This is a genomic window from Acidovorax sp. M14 (assembly GCF_049331375.1).
GTDB lineage: Bacteria > Pseudomonadota > Gammaproteobacteria > Burkholderiales > Burkholderiaceae_C > Acidovorax.
In genome coordinates, this window is record NZ_CP186263.1 from 979344 (window position 1) to 997110 (window position 17767).

The 17767-nt window shown below is 66.4% G+C and carries 14 protein-coding genes; 8 read left to right on the forward strand and 6 right to left on the reverse strand.

The window, feature by feature from the left end; genetic code table 11:
* Positions 1 to 72 precede the first annotated feature (72 nt).
* The gene (locus ACOYR4_RS04545; protein ID WP_422848782.1) at positions 73 to 960 is read left to right on the forward strand and encodes a LysR family transcriptional regulator; all 888 of its coding nucleotides are present in this window, start codon (positions 73 to 75) and stop codon (positions 958 to 960) included.
* Positions 961 to 1006: 46 nt separating this feature from the next.
* Here ACOYR4_RS04545 and petA read toward each other — a convergent pair whose 3' ends face one another.
* A complete protein-coding gene (petA, locus tag ACOYR4_RS04550) occupies positions 1007 to 1633 on the reverse strand; it encodes a ubiquinol-cytochrome c reductase iron-sulfur subunit (RefSeq protein ID WP_422848783.1) in 627 nt (208 codons plus the stop codon).
* 364 nt (positions 1634 to 1997) lie between these two features.
* On the opposite strand from petA, the gene ACOYR4_RS04555 reads away from it, so the two are divergent.
* Positions 1998 to 3377 carry a sigma-54 interaction domain-containing protein gene (locus tag ACOYR4_RS04555; protein WP_422848784.1) on the forward strand — a complete coding sequence of 460 codons (1380 nt, stop codon included), beginning with the start codon at positions 1998 to 2000 and terminating at the stop codon, positions 3375 to 3377.
* A gap of 89 nt (positions 3378 to 3466) precedes the next feature.
* On the opposite strand, the gene ACOYR4_RS04560 is transcribed toward ACOYR4_RS04555, so the two are convergent.
* A complete protein-coding gene (locus ACOYR4_RS04560; protein WP_422848785.1) occupies positions 3467 to 4174 on the reverse strand; it encodes a TetR/AcrR family transcriptional regulator in 708 nt (235 codons plus the stop codon).
* A gap of 331 nt (positions 4175 to 4505) precedes the next feature.
* On the opposite strand from ACOYR4_RS04560, the gene ACOYR4_RS04565 reads away from it, so the two are divergent.
* The 5 genes from ACOYR4_RS04565 (at position 4506) to ACOYR4_RS04585 (ending at position 11716) form a co-directional block, all read left to right on the forward strand.
* Positions 4506 to 5855, forward strand: a complete 1350-nt coding sequence (locus ACOYR4_RS04565; RefSeq protein ID WP_309826528.1) for an NAD(P)-dependent oxidoreductase — start codon at positions 4506 to 4508, stop codon at positions 5853 to 5855.
* 52 nt (positions 5856 to 5907) lie between these two features.
* Positions 5908 to 7221, forward strand: coding sequence for an NAD-dependent dihydropyrimidine dehydrogenase subunit PreA (gene preA, locus ACOYR4_RS04570; protein WP_422848786.1), 1314 nt, complete (start codon positions 5908 to 5910; stop codon positions 7219 to 7221).
* Between the two features lie 221 nt (positions 7222 to 7442).
* Positions 7443 to 8900 (forward strand): NCS1 family nucleobase:cation symporter-1, encoded by a 1458-nt coding sequence (locus ACOYR4_RS04575; RefSeq protein ID WP_422848787.1) that lies wholly within the window; start codon positions 7443 to 7445, stop codon positions 8898 to 8900.
* A gap of 81 nt (positions 8901 to 8981) precedes the next feature.
* Positions 8982 to 10433, forward strand: a complete 1452-nt coding sequence (gene hydA / locus ACOYR4_RS04580; protein WP_422848788.1) for a dihydropyrimidinase — start codon at positions 8982 to 8984, stop codon at positions 10431 to 10433.
* A 26-nt stretch (positions 10434 to 10459) separates the two neighbouring features.
* Positions 10460 to 11716, forward strand: coding sequence for a Zn-dependent hydrolase (locus ACOYR4_RS04585; protein ID WP_422848789.1), 1257 nt, complete (start codon positions 10460 to 10462; stop codon positions 11714 to 11716).
* A gap of 78 nt (positions 11717 to 11794) precedes the next feature.
* Here ACOYR4_RS04585 and ACOYR4_RS04590 read toward each other — a convergent pair whose 3' ends face one another.
* The 4 genes from ACOYR4_RS04590 to ACOYR4_RS04605 form a co-directional block, all read right to left on the reverse strand.
* On the reverse strand, positions 11795 to 12832 hold the full coding sequence (locus ACOYR4_RS04590) for a bifunctional nicotinamide-nucleotide adenylyltransferase/Nudix hydroxylase (protein ID WP_422848790.1): 1038 nt from the start codon (positions 12830 to 12832) through the stop codon (positions 11795 to 11797).
* A gap of 227 nt (positions 12833 to 13059) precedes the next feature.
* Positions 13060 to 14760, reverse strand: a complete 1701-nt coding sequence (locus ACOYR4_RS04595) for an NAD+ synthase (protein WP_422848791.1) — start codon at positions 14758 to 14760, stop codon at positions 13060 to 13062.
* A gap of 4 nt (positions 14761 to 14764) precedes the next feature.
* A complete protein-coding gene (gene pncB / locus ACOYR4_RS04600; protein WP_422848792.1) occupies positions 14765 to 15964 on the reverse strand; it encodes a nicotinate phosphoribosyltransferase in 1200 nt (399 codons plus the stop codon).
* 45 nt (positions 15965 to 16009) lie between these two features.
* On the reverse strand, positions 16010 to 16852 hold the full coding sequence (locus ACOYR4_RS04605) for a cysteine hydrolase (RefSeq protein ID WP_422848793.1): 843 nt from the start codon (positions 16850 to 16852) through the stop codon (positions 16010 to 16012).
* A 174-nt stretch (positions 16853 to 17026) separates the two neighbouring features.
* Between ACOYR4_RS04605 and ACOYR4_RS04610 the strand changes: the two genes are divergently transcribed.
* A complete protein-coding gene (locus ACOYR4_RS04610) occupies positions 17027 to 17704 on the forward strand; it encodes an NUDIX hydrolase (RefSeq protein WP_422848794.1) in 678 nt (225 codons plus the stop codon).
* Positions 17705 to 17767 lie beyond the last annotated feature (63 nt).

Genomic DNA, 17767 nt, shown 5'->3' on the forward strand with positions numbered 1-17767 from the left:
GAATCTTCGGCGCCGGTCTAAACTTTGAAAAGTTGAATTTCACAAACTTCAAGATCAGTTCTGCTGAACGTCATGCGCGAACTCAATCTCGACCGGCTGCGCACCCTGGTCACCATCGCTGATCTCGGGTCTTTTGCCGAAGCGGCCCGCACGCTGCATCTGGCACCTCCCACCGTCAGCCTGCACATTGCCGACCTGGAGGCGTTGATTGGGGCGCCGTTGCTGGTGCGCAAGCGGGGCGAGGTGCGGCCGTCCGGCGCGGGCGAGGTGCTGGTGGAGCGGGCCCGGCGCCTGCTGGCCGATGCCGACGAGGCCATGGACCTGGTGCGGCGCCAGGTGCAGGGGCTGGAGGGGCGGGTGCGCCTGGGCGCGTCCACCGGCGCCATCGCGCACCTGCTGCCCCAGGCGCTGGAGGTGCTCGGCCAGCACCACCCCGGCATCGATGTGCAGGTGGTGGTGCTCACGTCGCTGGAGACCGTGTCGCGGCTGGCCCTGGGCACGCTGGACGTGGGCCTGGTGGCCTTGCCCATGGCCGCGGTGCGCGGGGTGACGGTGATGCCCTGGCGGCGCGACCCGGTGATGGCGTTTGTCCCCTCGGCCTGGACGGCGCCCCGCAGGGTCACGCCCCAGTGGCTGGCGGGGCAGCCGTTGATCCTGAATGACGATGGCACCAGCCTGTCGCGCCTGACGAGCGAATGGCTGGCCCTGGCGGGCGAGCAACCCAAGGCGCGCATCCAGCTCAACTACAACGATGCCATCAAGAGCCTGGTGGCTGCGGGCTACGGAGCCACGCTGCTTCCGCACGAGGCCTCCACCGCCACGCCGCTGGACCCGCGCATCCGCATGCTGCCGGTGCAGCCCCGGCTGTGGCGCCCCCTGGGCATTGCCCACCGCGCGGGCCCGGTGGAGCGCGCCACCCAGCATGTGCTGGATGTGCTGTGGCGGCAGAAGCAGGTCTGACGCGAAGCGGAGCCGGGAATGTGCCGCCCCAGTCGGCTGCCATCGCTCAGGCCGCGTCGTCCCCGATGAGCAACCGGGTGTCAGACACATAGCGGTGCGGCGGTACCTCCAGGTTGGTGGGCGCGGGCTTGTTCTTGAAGACGCGGCCCGCCAGGTCGAAGGTGGAGCCGTGGCAGGGGCAAAAGAAACCACCCTGCCATTGGTCTCCCACGCTGGGGTTGCTGGTGCCTGCATGCACGGCGGTGGGGGAGCAGCCGAGGTGCGTGCAGATACCCACCGTGACAAACACCTCAGGGCGGATGGAGCGTTGCGGGTTGCGGGCGTACTCGGGTTGCTGGTCCTTGCGCGAGGCCGGGTCGGCCAGCGCGGCGTCTTGCTGGGGCAGGGCGGCCAGCATTTCGGGCGTACGCCGCATGACCCACACGGGCTTGCCGCGCCATTCCACCGTCTTCACGCCACCGGGCGCCAGGTCGCTGATATCCACCTCCACACCGGCGCCCATGGCCCGTGCGCGTTCGCTGGGGGCCAGGCTGGACACCAGGGGCACGGCGACCCCTGCCGCCGCCACGCAGCCCGTGGCCGCTGTCAGCAGCACCAGCTGCCGACGCTCTGCGGAGGGATCGCCGTCGGTGCCTGGAAGGGGGCCATGGGGAGTAGCGGGGTGGAGGGACATGGGGTGCTTTCAGAGAGAGGTAGGACTGGCCGTGGCGCCGAGACCGAGAGAGGGCTCGACGGGGTGACGGCCACCGCCCGCAACGCTGTGGGCGGCAATGCTCTACCGCAAACGACGTGCCATCACCCGCAAGACCGGCCTGCCATGACGCGTCCCGCATGAAAAGCCTTTGAATTCAACAGGTTGCGCGCGCATATCGTGTGAGCGGGCGCGCCGCAGGCCCGGCCCCAGCCGGATGGACTGCCACTCCGTCTGCCAAATTAACTGCCAACTGCCATCCATTGCAGTCCGCATGGCATAGATCAAAGGCCCGTCGGCGAAACCGGTGCACCGTCAGGGCCTTTGCCTGCACCGAGGTGTTGCCATGCCCCGTCTCCCCGCGCCGCCTGCCGAACTGGTGTCCTTTCTGGAGGGCCTGCCCGATCCACACATCCTGCTGGACGACCGCTATCGCATCCTGGCGGCCAATGGGGCCTATCGCCGCCAGTTCGGTGCATCGGGCGGTATCGAAGGCGGTGCGGAGGGCAGTGTGGTGGGGCGCACCTGCCACGCCGTGTCCCACCACGCCAGCGTGCCCTGTGACCAGGCGGGCGAGTCCTGTCCGCTTGCGCAGGCGCGCGCCTCGGGGCAACGCGAACGGGTGCTGCATGTGCACCACACGGCCCAGGGCGAGGAATATGTGCAGATCGAGCTGACGCCGGTGGCGGGGGCGGACGGCACCACGGGGTTCTTTGTCGAAAAGATGGTGCCTTTGCCGGCTGCTGCGCGGCCGGTGCCATCAACGCAGGGGCTCATCGGGCGGTCGCCCGCGTTCCAGAAGATGCTGGGGCTGGTGGCGCGGGTGGCGCCTTCGCGGGCTGCGGTGTTGCTTCTGGGAGAGTCGGGCACGGGCAAGGAGCTGGTGGCCCATGCCGTGCACCAAGGCAGCCTGCGCGCACGGCGGGCGCTGGTGCCCGTGGACTGCTCCAGCATGCCCGAGACGCTGTTCGAGTCCGAGCTGTTCGGGCATGAGAAAGGTGCTTTCACCGGCGCGGCCCAGGCCCGGCCGGGGCTGGTGGAGGCGGCAGACGGTGGCACGCTGTTTCTGGACGAAGTGGGCGACATCCCCCTGCCACTGCAGGTCAAGCTGCTGCGTCTGCTGGAGACCGGCACCTACCGCCGCGTGGGCAGCACCGAGCTGCGGCATGCCGACCTGCGCGTGGTGTCTGCCACGCACCGCGACCTGCAGCACATGGTCGCCGTAGGGCGCTTTCGTGAGGACCTGTATTACCGCCTGAGCACCTTCCCCATCCACCTGCCACCGCTGCACGAACGCCAGGGCGACATCGCCCTGCTGGCACGTGCGCTGCTGGAGCGTGTGGCGCCCCCGCCCCGGGCACTGCAGCTGTCTGGCGCTGCGCTGGCCTTGCTGGAGGCGCAGCCTTACCCTGGCAATGTGCGGGAACTGCGCAACCTGCTGGATCGCACCGCCCTGCTGTGCGATGGCGACACCATCGGCGTGGAGCATGTGCAGCAAGCGCTTGCCTGTGGTCTGCCGCCGCTCGTGAGTGGGGCGGAGGGGGGCGCAGCGGAGCCGCGTGCATCGGCGGCGTTGGCCGGGTTGTCACGCCAACGACGCTTGATTGACGACGAGGCCTTGCAACAGGCTCTGGCTGCCCACCAGGGCAGCCGTGCAGCGCTGGCGCGGCGGCTGGGCATCAGCGAGCGATCGCTGTACCGGCGGCTGAAAACATTGGGTGCTTGACACCAAAAAGTGAAGAAATTGGCCTCAAGTGCATATTTTTATTATGCTTTTAGCTATCTTTTGTATAGCGTTTTGTGCGCCTTGCTTGCTTACGCCACCGCATCGGGCGCCAGCGCGCTCAGCACCATGCGCACGATCAGCTCTTCGGCCTTTTCGTAGTCGCGCTCGGTCAGGGCGGGCTTGCCCAGCAGCAGGGCGAACTGGGCCTCCTGCTCCGCATAGGCCTGGGTGACCGACCAGATGATGAACATGAGGTGCGTGAAGTTGACCTTTGCAATGCGCCCCTCGCGCGCCCAGCGCTCGAAGGTGCGCACCTCGGTCTTGAGCAGCGGCGCCACGCGTTCGGTGATGGCTGTGCCATACCGTGGTGCACCCGCAATCACCTCTTTGGTGAACACCTTGGCGCCCTGAGGGCGGGTGCGCGAATAGTGCAGCTTGGCGCGGATGTAACGCCGCAGCGCCTGCTGCGGGTCGTCGCTGTGCGACAGATCTTCCATGCCCGCCAGCCACTGAGTGAGCACGTCGTCCAGCACGCGCTGGTACAGCGCTTCCTTGCTTGGGAAGTAATACAGCAGGTTGTGGCGGCTGATGCCAATGGCGGCGGCAATGCTCTCCAGCGAGGCGCCTTCAAAGCCAAATTGCGCAAACTGGTTCTCCGCCTCGGTGAGGATGCCCTGCTCCTTGAGCAAGCGCGACGCCGTGGGTGCGCGGGGCGCGGACTCGTCAAGAGCGGGCGGGCGGGCCACCTTGCGGGGGCGGGGGGCGGGGTTGGCAGGGGACGGGCGGGCTGCAGTCATTGCACCATTGTGGAACAAGCCGGGGCCTGAAAACTGGCAATTGGCTGGCTGGAGGCTGGCACGCGGTTTGCTGTAGGGATTTTACCAATTGGTAAATTTTTACGGGTTGGTAAATTGACCCACAACGCAGGGCACCGCCGCACCAAAGCAGCGGGCACCTGCAACCCACAGCGAGGACCACGATGAAACCTCCGAAGTTTGCGGGTACCAGCCTTCACGCTGGTGCCGCATTGGTTGGCGCCACTGGCTGGCGCTCCAGCGCTGCGCGGCGTGCGCCTGCACGCCCTATAGGCGCCCAGACCCCCACCCTCACCCTCTCGGAGGAAACCTGATGGACACACCCGCAAGCCGTGCCTGCGGCATTCATGCCGCACGCCTGAACCTGGCCGACTACGCCGTCAACTTCGGCGACGCCCACCCGCCGCTCACCCGGGCGCAGGCGCTGATCGAGGCCGAGCGCTGCTACTACTGCCACGACGCCCCCTGCGCCACGGCCTGCCCCACGGGCATCGACATTCCGTCGTTCATCCACCGCATTGCGCAGGACAACAACCGGGGCGCCGCCCGCGCCATCCTGGAGGCCAACCCCCTGGGCGGCATGTGCGCCCGCGTTTGCCCCACCGAGGTGCTGTGCGAGCAGGCCTGCGTGCGCAACACCAACGAAGACAAGCCCGTGGAGATTGGCTCGCTGCAGCGCTACGCCACCGACGCCTTCTTTGCCCAGCCCGGTGCTCCGCTGTTCCAGCGTGCAGCCGCCACCGGCAAGCGCGTGGCCGTGGTGGGCGCCGGGCCTGCGGGCCTGGCCTGTGCGCATGGCCTGGCCGTGCGCGGGCATGACGTGGTGCTGTTCGAGGCGCGACCCAAGCTCGGCGGCCTCAATGAATATGGCCTGGCCAGCTACAAGACCACCAACAACTTCGCGCAGAAGGAAGTGGAGTGGCTGCTGTCCATCGGCGGCATCGAGGTGCGCACCGGCCAGCAACTGGGCCGCGACATCACGCTCGACAGCCTGCTAGGCGCCTACGACGCCGTGTTCCTGGGCCTGGGCCTGCAGGGCGTGAACGCGCTGGGCGTGGCCGAGCCCACGGCCACCGGCCTGCGCAATGCGGTGGACTTCATCGCCGAGCTGCGCCAGAGCACCGACCTCTCGACCCTGCCCGTGGGCCGCCGCGTGGTGGTGATTGGCGGCGGCATGACGGCGGTGGACGCCGCCGTGCAGTCGCGCAAGCTGGGCGCGGAAGAAGTGACCATCGTCTACCGCCGGGGCGCCGAGGCCATGTCTGCATCGTCCGTGGAGCAGCAATGGGCGCAGACGAATGGCGTGACCATTCGCCACTGGGCCGCACCGAAAGAGGTGCTGAGCGAAGGCGGCGCGGTGAAGGGCGTGCGCTTTGCCGCCACGGCGCTGAGTGGCGGCAAGCTGGTGGAAACCGGCGAGACCTTTACGCTCGATGCCGACATGGTGCTCAAGGCCATCGGCCAGACCTTTGTGGCCGAGCCCGTGGGCAGCCGCATTGCGCTGGAGGGCGGGCGCATCGCCACCGATGCCGAAGGCCAGACCAGCCTGCCACGTGTGTGGGCCGGTGGCGACTGCCGCGTGGGCGGCCGCGACCTCACGGTGGAGGCGGTGGAGCACGGCAAGGTGGCCGCTGTCTCCATCCACGCCGCACTGATGGCTTGAGATGGCCTGAAGCGGCCAGACCCCTTCCCCCCAGTTTTCACGGGAGCACCCCATGGCAGACATCCGCAGCAATTTTCTGGGCATTCAAAGTCCCAACCCCTTCTGGCTGGCCTCCGCACCACCCACCGACAAAGAGATCAACGTCACCCGCGCCTTCGAGGCGGGCTGGGGCGGCGTGGTGTGGAAGACGCTGGGCGAAGACCCACCGGTGGTCAACGTCAACGGCCCGCGCTATTCCACGCTCATGTCGCAAGACCGCCGCGTGATCGGCCTGAACAACATCGAGCTGATCACCGACCGGCCGCTGCACACCAACCTGGAAGAGATCAAGCGCGTCAAACGCAACTGGCCGGACCGGGCCATGATCGTCTCGCTCATGGTGCCCTGCGTGGAAGAGCGCTGGAAGAACATCTTGCCGCTGGTGGAAGACACCGGTGCTGATGGCATCGAACTCAACTTCGGCTGCCCGCACGGCATGAGCGAGCGCGGTATGGGCGCGGCTGTAGGCCAGGTGCCTGAATACATCCAGATGGTCACGGCCTGGTGTAAGCACTACAGCAAGCTGCCCGTTATCGTGAAGCTCACGCCCAACATCACCGACGTGCGCCACCCGGCGCGCGCGGCCAAGGCGGGCGGGGCCGATGCTGTGTCGCTCATCAACACCATCAACTCCATCATGGGTGTGGACCTGGACCGCATGGTGATGAGCCCGAGCACCGACGGCTGGGGCTCGCACGGCGGCTACTGCGGCCCGGCCGTCAAGCCTATTGCGCTGAATATGGTGGCGGAGATTGCGCGCGATGCGCAGACCGCCGGCCTGCCCATCAGCGGCATTGGCGGCATCACCACCTGGCGCGATGCGGCCGAGTACATCGCGCTGGGCTGCGGCACGGTGCAGGTGTGCACTGCCGCCATGGTCTACGGCTTCAAGATCGTGCAGGACATGTGCGATGGGCTGTCCAACTTCATGGACGAGCACGGCTACGCCACGCTCGACGATTTCAAGGGCCAGGCCGTGCCCACGGTGAAGGACTGGAAGAACCTCAACCTCAACCACATCGAAAAAGCCGTCATCAACCAGGACGCCTGCATCCAGTGCGGCCGCTGCCATGTGGTCTGCGAAGACACCTCGCACCAGGCCATCACCTTCACCAAGGAAGGCGGCGTGCGGAAGTTCGAGATCAACGAGGCCGAGTGCGTGGGCTGCAACCTGTGCGTGTCGATCTGCCCCGTGCCCGAGTGCATCACCATGCGCGCGCTGGAGCCGGGCGAGGTGGATGTGCGCACCGGCAAGACGGTGACGGGCGAATACGCCAACTGGACCACGCACCCCAACAACCCGCAGCGCGTGTCTGCAGCCGCTTGATATGTGCCCCTGCGCGCGTGCGCCACGGACCTCGCAAGACGTTGCGGCAGCACCCGTCGTGGTGCCGATTTGCAACGCATGCTGCACTGCATCTGGTGCAGTTCTTGCGTGATCTCTAGCATCGCTCGCTTCCCTTTGCCCGCCATCTGCCAGCGTGAGGGCGCTGGAACAGACAGCGGGTTGTGTGCAACCCCAACGACGTCTTTGACAGGAGTACAGGCATGACCAACAGTACCGGCAGCGCGGCCCATGTGGCGGGGCTGATGCCCGGCGATGCATCCAACACGCTCGCCAATGAAGATCTGCTCCCCACCACCGCCGCGCAGCGACACTGGACGTGGAAGGACTTTGCCGCACTCTGGGTGGGCATGGTCGTGTGTGTGCCCACCTACACCATGGCCAGCTCCATGCTGGACCAGGGCTTTACCTGGCAGATGGCGGTGTGGCTGGTGTTCCTGGCCAACTGCATCGTGCTGGTGCCCATGGTACTCATCGGGCGCGTGGGGCCCCGGTACGGCGTGCCGTTCCCGGTGCTGGCGCGTGCATCGTTTGGCGTGAAAGGTGCCAACCTGCCCGCTGTGCTGCGCGGCCTGGTTGCGTGTGGCTGGTTCTCCATCAACTGCTACTTTGGAGCGTTGGCGCTCCATGGCTTCCTCAACATTCTGGGCATGAACCTGGCTGGACCGGCCGATGGGCAGACCATCAGCACCTCGCAGTTCATGTGCTTCCTGGCGTTCTGGGCGGTGCACATCTGGTTCATCTGGAAAGGGCCTGAATCGATCCGCATGCTGGAGGTTATTGCGGCGCCGCTGATGATCATTGCGTCCATCGCACTGGTTGTCGTGCTGATGATGAAGGTGCCCTCGGGCCAGCTCTTCAATCTGCCCGCCAAGGTGGTCGAGGGTGGCCCCAAGACCTGGGCGGCGCTCACGGGCCTGGTGGGCTTCTGGGCCACGCTGGCGCTCAACATCCCGGACTTCACCCGCTTTGCCAAATCGCAGAAGGACCAGGTGGTGGGCCAGGCCATCGGCCTGCCCATTCCCATGGCGCTGTTCTCCATGGTGGGCGTTATCGGCTTCTCTGCCTCGGCCATCCTGTACGGCAAGGCCCAGCTGTTCCCTGATGGTCTGCTCACGCAGATGGGCAGCGTGGCCGCAGGCCTGGGTCTGCTGGTGATCTTGCTCGCCAACCTCACGACCAACGTGGCCGCCAATCTGGTGTCGCCGTCGTATGACTTCAGCCAGTGCGCGCCGTCCAAGATCAGCTTCCGCATGGGCGGCCTGATCGCTGCGGGCATCGGCCTGCTGTTCATGCCCTGGAAGCTGCTGGCTACATCGGGCGGCTACCTGTTCACTTGGCTGGGCGGCTACGGCACGCTGCTGGGCGCCATCGCGGGCATCCTGCTGGTGGACTACTACCTGGTGCGCAAGAGCGAACTGAAGGTGGACGACCTGTACCGCCGTGGCGGTGAATACGAGTACAGCAACGGCTGGAACCTGCAGGCCCTGATCGCGTTTGCACTGGGCGTGCTGCCCTGCCTGCCGGGCTACCTGGCCGTGTCGGGTGTGGTGGACAAGGCGGGCATGCCTCCCATCTGGCTGTCGTTGTTCGACTCGGGCTGGTTCTTCAGCCTGGCGGTGGCCGGCACCTACTACTACCTGACGGCCAAGAAGAAGTGATGCCCTGGACCCTGCCTGGGCCTGGTGCCAGTGCAGGTTCCGTTTTTTTGAATTGATCCGTATCCCTGAAGGAGACCCCCCATGAGCCAAGCCCTTGTGATCCGCGGTGGCACCGTGGTCAACGCCGACCGTGAACAGCGCGCCGATGTGTTGTGCGTCGATGGCCGCATCGTGGCCGTGGGGGAGGACGCTGCGGCCCAGGCCCCTGCGGGCGCAGAGACGCTGGATGCCAGCGGCCAGTACGTGCTGCCCGGCGGCATTGACCCGCACACGCACATGCAATTGCCGTTCATGGGCACCGTCACCATGGACGACTTCTTCACCGGCACGGCCGCCGCGCTGGCGGGCGGCACCACGAGCATCATCGACTTCGTGATCCCCGACCCGCAGGAGCCGCTGATGGACGCCTACCGCAAATGGCGCGGCTGGGCGGAGAAGTCGGCGGCCGACTATTCCTTCCACGTCGCCGTCACCTGGTGGAGCGAGCAGGTGCGCGCCGACATGGGCACGCTGGTGCAGGAAGAGGGCGTGAACAGCTTCAAGCACTTCATGGCCTACAAGAACGCCATCATGTGCGACGACGAAACGCTGGTGAACAGCTTCAAGCGAGCCCTCGAACTCGGGGCCATGCCCACGGTGCACGCCGAGAACGGTGAGCTGGTGTACCTGCTGCAGCAGGAGGTCGCCAAGATGGGTATCACCGGCCCCGAGGGCCACCCGCTCTCGCGCCCGCCCATGGTCGAGGCCGAGGCCGCCAACCGCGCCATCGCGATTGCCGATGTACTGGGCGTGCCCATCTACGTGGTGCACGTGAGCTGCATGGAGTCCGCCGACGCCATTGCCCGTGCCCGCGCACGTGGCCAGCGTGTGTACGGCGAGGTGCTGGCGGGCCACCTGCTGGTGGACGACAGCGTGTACCGCGACCCCGACTTTGCCAAGGCCGCCGCCTATGTGATGAGCCCACCTTTCCGCCCCAAGGGCCACCAGGAGGCGCTGTGGCGCGGCCTGCAGTCGGGCCAGCTGCACACCACGGCGACGGACCACTGCACCTTCTGCGCCGCGCAAAAGGCCATGGGCAAAGAAAACTTCGCCAAGATCCCCAACGGCACGGGCGGCGTGGAAGAGCGCATGGCCGCGCTGTGGGATGGAGGTGTGAACACCGGCCGCCTCACGCCCAGCGAGTTCGTGGCCATCACCTCGGCCAACGCAGCCAAGCTGTTCAACATTTACCCCCGCAAGGGCTACATCGGTGAAGGTGCCGATGCGGACCTGGTGCTGTGGGACCCGCAAGGCACCAAGACCTTCTCTGCCAAGACCCAGTTCAGCAAGGGCGACTTCAACATCTTTGAAGGCCGCACTGTGCGCGGCATCCCCAGCCACACCGTGAGCCAGGGCCGCGTGGCGTTTGCCAACGGCGACCTGCGCGCCGAGCAAGGCAAGGGCCGTTACATCAAGCGCCCGGCGTTTGGCGCCAACTTCCAGGCCGTGCAGAAACGTGCTCAGGACCTGGCCCCCACGGCGGTGGCGCGCTGACCGCTGCAATGCATCTGGAGAACACCATGGACACGAAAGTCAAACCCAACATCGAAAACCTGCGCATCAACGGCCAGCGCCTGTGGGATTCGCTCATGGAGCTGGCGCAGATCGGCGCCACGCCCAAGGGTGGCGTGTGCCGCCTCACCCTCACCGACCTGGACAAACAGGGCCGTGACCTTGTCACCCGCTGGGCGCGTGAAGCGGGCATGACCGTCACCATCGACAAGATCGGCAACGGCTTCATGCGCCGCCCCGGCCGCAACAACAGCCTGCCGCCCATCATGACCGGCAGCCACATCGACACCCAGCCCACGGGCGGCAAGTTCGACGGCAACTACGGCGTGCTCGCGGGCATCGAGGTGGTGCGCACGCTGAATGACCACGGCATCGAAACCGAAGCCCCCATCGAAGTCGCGTTTTGGACCAACGAAGAAGGCAGCCGCTTTGTGCCTGTGATGATGGGATCGGGCGTGTTCGCCAAGGCCTTCACGCTGGAGCACGCCTATGCCGCCACCGACACCGAAGGCAAGACCGTGAAGGGCGAGTTGGAACGCATCGGCTACATCGGCGACCAGGAGCCGGGCGACCACCCCATCGGCGCGTACTTCGAGACCCACATCGAGCAAGGCCCGGTGCTGGAAGACAACGACAAGACCATTGGCGTCGTCAGTGGCGTGCTGGGCATCCGCTGGTTTGACTGCACCGTCACCGGCATGGAGGCCCACGCCGGCCCCACGCCCATGGCCCTGCGCAAGGACGCCATGCTGGCCGCCACACGCATCATGCAAGACGTGGTGGCAGCCGCCCACCGCCACCCGCCGCATGGCCGGGGCACCGTGGGCATGGTGCAGGTGTTTCCCAACAGCCGCAACGTCATCCCCGGCCGGGTCAAGTTCAGCATCGACCTGCGCAACAGCACGGACGCACTGGTGGACGCCATGGCTGCCGAGGTCAAGGCCTTTGCCGACCAGGTGGCCAAGGAGCATGGTGTGCAGGTGCACATTGAGATGGTGTCCAGCTACCCCGCACAGCTCTTTCAGCCCGAGTGCGTGGAGGCCGTGGGCCGCGCCGCTGCCAAGCTGGGCTACAGCCACATGCCCGCCGTGTCAGGCGCCGGGCACGACGCCGTCTACATGGCCAAGCTCGCGCCCAGCGGCATGATCTTCATCCCCTGCAAGGACGGCATCAGCCACAACGAGATCGAGGACGCGAAACCCGAGCACATCGAGGCCGGGTGCAACGTGCTGCTGCATGCCATGCTGGAGCGCGCAGGGATTTAGTGCTATAGAAAATATAGCTTTTTAGGCATGATTCTGTAGCGCTTGAGCACGTTTGGATGCAAAAACGGGTGGAACGGATCAGTCCAGCTTCGTCAGCCCCAGAAAGTGGTCCAGCATGTGGAAGTGGTCTTCGAAGAACTCCTCTTCCATGCCTGCCAGCTGGTCAATGCGTGTCCACTGCACCAGCGCCGCATCGTCGTCGGCCTGCACCACCGGGAACGGCGCATCGCCCAGGTCGAAGTAGTGCGCATGTGTGATGGTGCGGCCACGCTGGCTGCGGTCGGGGTGGTCGAACACGGCCACCGACTGCAGTGCGGCGCGCATGGTGGCCTCGGGCAGGTCGCAGTGCGTTTCTTCCACCAGTTCGCGCAGGCACGATTGCCACACGGTTTCGCGCTGTTCGATGAAGCCGCCGGGCACGGCCAGCTGGCCCTTGCCGGGCGCGTGGGCGCGGCGGATCAGCAGCATTTGGTCCTGGCAGCGCAGCAGGGCGTCCACGGTCACGAAAACGGGCGGGTAGGGCGCGGCAGACCAGGCCTGGCGGTAGCCGCGCAGCATGCGCCACTCCTCCTGCAGCGCGGCGTAGTGCGGTGTGTGCACAAAGGCCTGCAGCTGGGCCATCGTGCTCGCCGGAATCTGCGCGGCCAGTGGCGCCAGGGCTTCGCCCACCGTGGCAGCCTTGGCGCCAAAGTAGGCGTCACGGATGGTGGTGGCGTCCATGCTGCCCTGGCGGGGCAGGTCGATCAGCGCCCAGCCGGGGAAGGCGCGCAGGTAGCTGCTGGTCGCGTCCTTGAAATGGCCCACCAGCGCGATGCGGTCGCCGGGCTGCGTGTGCCGCGCCACGCTGCGGCGCACGGCCTGCACCCACACGGCTTCGTTGTAGTAGTCGCGCACGGGAAGCACGCGCACACGGTTGCGGTCGGATGGGGGCAGTGCATCACGCAGCATGGCCTCGCGCTCTGCCCAGGTGAAGGGGTTCTTGGGCGAGCGGGCCTGCCAGGCCGAGCCCACCACCACGATGACCTGGGGCGCCATGCGCAGGGCCTCGTGCAGCAGGGCGAGGTGGCCGCTGTGCACGGGTTCAAAGCGGCCGATGAGGAGGGCGGTGTCGTACATGGGTCTCCAAAATTTTGAGGTTTTTGGCCTCTTGCGCTCGTCCATCATGCGCTTATAGCTACGATTTTAGTAGTGATTCCCTTTGGGGAATGGGCCGCGCCGCTGGGTACCGGCGCGGCCCCCGCCAGCGGACGCCGCGCAAGGGCCGCCCCGCCGCGCTGGCGTCGTCCCCCTTCCCACGCGCAGCGTGAGAGAAGGGGGAAGCCGCGAAGCGGCTCAGGGGGTTGTCACACATACCTTGCGGCGATGGGCATCTGCCGACCGCTGCCAAATGCGCGCGGCCGCACGCGCAGGATGGGCGGGGCCTGGCGGCGTTTGTATTCATTGCGCGCCACCATCATGCGCACGCGCTGCACCAGGGCGCGGCCGGCATCGTCGGTCTGCAGCTGTGCCACGAACGCCTGTGCGGCGGCCAGTTCGGGGGGCGACAGGCGCTCGCCTTCGATGAGCAGCTTGAGCACTTCGTCCAGCACGGGGTAGGGCGGTAGGCTGTCCACGTCGCGTTGGCCCGGGGCCAGTTCTGCCGATGGCTCCTTGTCGATGATGGCCTGCGGGATCAGCTCGCGCCCCGCTTGTTCGTTGACATGGCGCGACAGTGCAAATACCTCGGTCTTGTACAGGTCGCCAATCAGCCCCAGGCCGCCGTTGGTGTCGCCATACAGCGTGCAGTAGCCCACCGAGATTTCGCTCTTGTTGCCCGTGGTCAGCAGCAGGTGGCCGAAAGCGTTGGAGTATTCCATCAGCACCGTGCCACGGATGCGGGCCTGCAGGTTTTCGAGCGGCAGGCCAGAGAGCGGCTGGCCGAAGCTGCCCTCGAACTGCTTTGCGTAGCCTGCTACCAGCTCGGCAATCGGGTGCGTGTGCAGCTGCACGTCCAGGTTCTGGCACAGCGCCACCGAGTCATCGACCGAGCCACTGCTGGAGTAGCGCGAGGGCATGGTCACGCCCACCACGTTCTCGGGGCCGAGTGCCTGCGCGGCCAGTGCCAGCGTGAGTGCGCTGTCGATGCCACCCGAGCTGCCTACCACCACCTGCTTGAAGCCGCAGCGCCGTGCGTAGTCCTTGAGGCCCAGCAGGATCTGCTGGCGGTAAAACTCCATGGTGGGCAGGCCTTCGGCGGGAACACGCACTGGCGCGTTGCCATCGGCGGTAAGGAAGTGGCCGTTGTCAAACCGCAGCGTGCGCAAGTCCTCCACAAAACGCGGCGCCTCGAACACGATGCCTGCCTCGGGCTCGGCCGCGAACGATGCGCCGTCGTACACCACCTGATCGTGCCCGCCGACCTGGTTCACGTACAGGATGGGCAGGCCGTGGCGGCGCGACGAACCCCCGAAGATCTGGTGCCGCTGCTCGCGCTTGCCCACGTGGCTCGGGCTGGCGTTGATGCTGATGACCAGGTCGGGCGCAGCGTCGCGCAGGCGCTCGAAGGGGTTGGTGGCGTAGTCGGCGCCGTGGTCGTTCCAGCCGTCCTCGCACACCAGCAGGCCCACCTGTGTGCCGCCAATGCGCAGCACCTTGGCCACGTCTGGCCCAGGCTCGAAGTGGCGGCGTTCGTCAAAGATGTTGTAGGTGGGCAGCAGCTGCTTGGCGTATTGCAGGCGCACGGTGCCGCCCTGCAGCACCAGCAGGCTGTTGTGCAGGCGCTTGCCCGGGCCTGTGGCGGGCGTGGGCGCGCCCACTACCCAGTGCAGCGCGGGCAGCTCGGCCGATGCCTTCTGCAACGCCGCCAGGCCGTCCTGCACGCGTTGCAGGAAGGGCGGCTCGTCCAGCATGTCACCGGGGTAGTAGCCGCACAGCGCGAGTTCGCTGAACACGATGAGGTCGGACTGCTCGCGGGCGGCCTGCTGCGCGGCGGCCACCATGCGGGCCACGTTGCCCTCGATGTCGCCGACGGTGAGGTTGAGCTGGGCGATGGTGATACGGAGCATGGTGTCAGTCCTTCACGTTGAAGACTTGGCGCAAGTAAGCGAGGTAGGTTTCATCGTCACACAGCGTCTTGCCCGGTGTGTCCGACAGCTTGGCCACCGGCTGCCCGTTGGCGCGCACCAGCTTCATCACGATGTTGAGCGGCTTCATCTCCGGGGCATCCCCCATGTCGTTGGTGAGGTGGGTGCCAATGCCAAAGCCCAGCTGCGTGCGGTCGCCAAAGTGGCGGTACAGCGCCAGCGCCTTGGTCAGTGTGAGGCCGTCGGAGAACACCAGCCGCTTGGTGTGCGCGTCGATGCGCAGTTTGGCGTAGTGCGCCAGCGCCTTCTCGCCCCAGGCCACCGGGTCGCCCGAGTCGTGCCGCAGGCCGTCGAACAGCTTGGCGAAGTACAAGTCAAAGTCGGCCAGGAAGGCGTCCATGCCCACGGTGTCGGTCAGCGCAATGCCCAGGTCACCCCGGTACTCCTGCACCCAGTCTTCGAGCGCCGCCTTTTGAAAGTCGCGCAGGCGCACGCCCAGTGCCTGGTAGCTTTGCAGGTATTCATGCGCCATGGTGCCGATGGGCACCAGGCCCAGGTCGCGCGCCAGCAGCACGTTGCTGGTGCCCTTGAACCACTGCGGCGTCTGCGTGACAAAGGTCTGCACCACCTCGCGCTGCCAGGCTCCGCTGTAGCGGCGGCGCAGGCCAAAGTCGAACAGCTCGAAGGGGTGGCGCAGTGTGGCTTGCTGCGCCAGGTCCTGCAGCTGCTGCACCTTGGCCGCCAATCGCTCGCAGCCGCTGGCCAGAGCGGCAGTAGCATCGAAGCGGCGAAAGTACAGCTCGTTCACGATGGCCAGCACAAAGATCTCAAAGCCCATCACATGCACCTGCGGGCCCTGTGCCACGATGTGCAACTGATCGCCCTCGGCCCAGGCGCGGATGAAGTTGCGCTGGAACTGGAAGATGCGCAGAAAGTCGATGAAGTCGCTCTTGATGAACCGCAGGCCGCGCAGGTAGGCCAGCTCGTCTTCGCTGAAGCGCAGGGTGCACAGGTGGTCCAGCGCGGCGTTCACCTCGGGCAGCAGCTCTGCCAGCGGGTAAATCGGCTGGTTGCGGCAGACAAAGCGGTATTCGCTCTGCGTCTGTGGATGCCGGTGCAGCAGCGCTTGCCACATGGTGAACTTGTAGAGGTCGGTGTCGAGCAGGCTGGTGATGACGGGGGCCATGATTTGCTCCTGAATGGATAGCTGCCAGGGTAAGAAGTAAAAGCGCTACAGGCTGATTTCGCTCATGGATGCCAGTTGCGCACCGGCCGTGCGCATCCCGTCCAGAAACGCCTGGTGCTGCGCTTCGAATCCCGCCACGGGGCTCATGCCGTCTGTCAGCAGCACGATGCGGCTGGCCTGCCAGCCGGGCACCAGGCGTGGCAGGTGCTGCACGATGTGCTCGGTGGTCGAGCGCACGCAGTGGCTGCTGGCCTCGCCCGCGATCAGCAGCTGATCGGCCTGGCCCAGCGACTGCAGCAGGGCGGTGTTGAGCGCGGTGCTGGCGTCGTCCGCGTCGGGCACCTCGGCCTCGATGGCGCTGTAGTGCTCCGTCCAGGGGTTGGTGCCCTTGAACACATTGCGCACCGCGCGCTGGCGCTGCAGTTGCCAGTCGCCACAGGCGGCCAGCACATCGGCGTGGATGCAGTGGCCCCAGCTGCCGATCTCGCAGTGCACGGGCCAGACCATGAGCGTGTAGCGGCCCTGGGCTTCGAGTGCGTCCAGGTAGGCCAGTGTGCGGGGCAGGGCGGCCACATCGCGCGGCATGAAGTCGCCTGCACGCACCTGGGCGGCGGTGATGGGAGTGAAGGGCGCCACCTCTGCCCCCGCGCCGGTCTGCCAGAAGCCGGGGTGGGCGATGTCGAAGCGCTGGTGCGAATCGAGCGTGACGGTGATGGCGTCGATCTGGCCGCCCCGTGCTCGGATGAAGTCCGCCAGGCGCTGCATGTCGGCGTGGGCCCCCGCCACGGGCAGGCTGGGCGCGCTGCCTGCGGGGCGGTCGCTGGCGGGCAGGTCGCAGAAATCGTTTTGGGGGTCGATCACCAGAAGCTGGGTGGTACACGTGGCCATGGTCTTTCTCCTTCGCTGTGACTGCAGTTTAGGTTTGTTAGATTAGTTTTGCAACTAAGTAATTTGCAAGCCAATGTTTCAGATGAGAACGGTAATGGCTGAATCGAGCTGCTTTCCTGTCGACTGGCTTGGTGGTAGCCTTGTTCGTTCAAAGTTGCAATGAACTAAAGCCCCGTGACCACCGAAAACATTCCCGCCGTGATCTGCACCGTAGACGTGGTGCTGCTGACCCTGGAGCAATCCACGCTGAAGGTGGCCCTGGTGCGGCGCGAGCGCGAGCCCTTTGCCCAGGCGCTGGCGCTGCCCGGCGGCTACATCCATGCACAGGACGATGTGGACGCCCAGGCCAGTGCCGCGCGGGTGCTGCGGGACAAGGCCGGGCTCGAAAGCCCGTACCTGGAGCAATTGGCCACCTTCACCGGTGCGGTGCGCGACCCGCGCGGCTGGTCGGTGGCCGTGGCCTATTGCGCCCTGGTGCCCGCCACCGTGCTGGCGCAGGCTGCGGGGCGGGTAGAACTGGTCGCGGTCGATGAGCTGCCGCCGTTGCCCTTTGACCACCGGCAGATCATCGACGCCGCCGTATTGCGCGTGCGCAGCAAAAGCCAGTATTCGTCGCTGCCCGTGCACCTGTGCGCCGAGCCCTTCACGCTGCCGCAGCTGCAGGCGGTGTACGAAGCGGTGCTGGGCGAGCCGGTGAACAAGGTGAGTTTTCGCCGCAAGGTGGACGAGCTGGCCATGCTGGAGCCCGTGCCCGGCGCGCTGCAGACGGGCGGCGCCCACCGGCCCGCGCAGCTGTACCGGGTGCGCCCGGCCTATCGGCGGCAGCTGTCGCTCAGTGCCCGAGGGTTGTAGCGCGGCCTCCTCGCGCACAAAACATTGGACCGCCGCGCCCAAATCTGGCACAAACGCAAACTT

Coding starts and splice junctions, on each gene's coding strand:
- ACOYR4_RS04605 (WP_422848793.1), bottom strand. CDS start 16,852: ATGGCCACGTGTACCACCCAGCTTCTGGTGATCGACCCCCAAAACGAT.
- ACOYR4_RS04585 (WP_422848789.1), top strand. CDS start 10,460: ATGGACACGAAAGTCAAACCCAACATCGAAAACCTGCGCATCAACGGC.
- preA (WP_422848786.1), top strand. CDS start 5,908: ATGGCAGACATCCGCAGCAATTTTCTGGGCATTCAAAGTCCCAACCCC.
- ACOYR4_RS04575 (WP_422848787.1), top strand. CDS start 7,443: ATGACCAACAGTACCGGCAGCGCGGCCCATGTGGCGGGGCTGATGCCC.
- ACOYR4_RS04545 (WP_422848782.1), top strand. CDS start 73: ATGCGCGAACTCAATCTCGACCGGCTGCGCACCCTGGTCACCATCGCT.
- ACOYR4_RS04565 (WP_309826528.1), top strand. CDS start 4,506: ATGGACACACCCGCAAGCCGTGCCTGCGGCATTCATGCCGCACGCCTG.
- pncB (WP_422848792.1), bottom strand. CDS start 15,964: ATGGCCCCCGTCATCACCAGCCTGCTCGACACCGACCTCTACAAGTTC.
- hydA (WP_422848788.1), top strand. CDS start 8,982: ATGAGCCAAGCCCTTGTGATCCGCGGTGGCACCGTGGTCAACGCCGAC.
- ACOYR4_RS04595 (WP_422848791.1), bottom strand. CDS start 14,760: ATGCTCCGTATCACCATCGCCCAGCTCAACCTCACCGTCGGCGACATC.
- ACOYR4_RS04555 (WP_422848784.1), top strand. CDS start 1,998: ATGCCCCGTCTCCCCGCGCCGCCTGCCGAACTGGTGTCCTTTCTGGAG.
- ACOYR4_RS04560 (WP_422848785.1), bottom strand. CDS start 4,174: ATGACTGCAGCCCGCCCGTCCCCTGCCAACCCCGCCCCCCGCCCCCGC.
- ACOYR4_RS04590 (WP_422848790.1), bottom strand. CDS start 12,832: ATGTACGACACCGCCCTCCTCATCGGCCGCTTTGAACCCGTGCACAGC.
- petA (WP_422848783.1), bottom strand. CDS start 1,633: ATGTCCCTCCACCCCGCTACTCCCCATGGCCCCCTTCCAGGCACCGAC.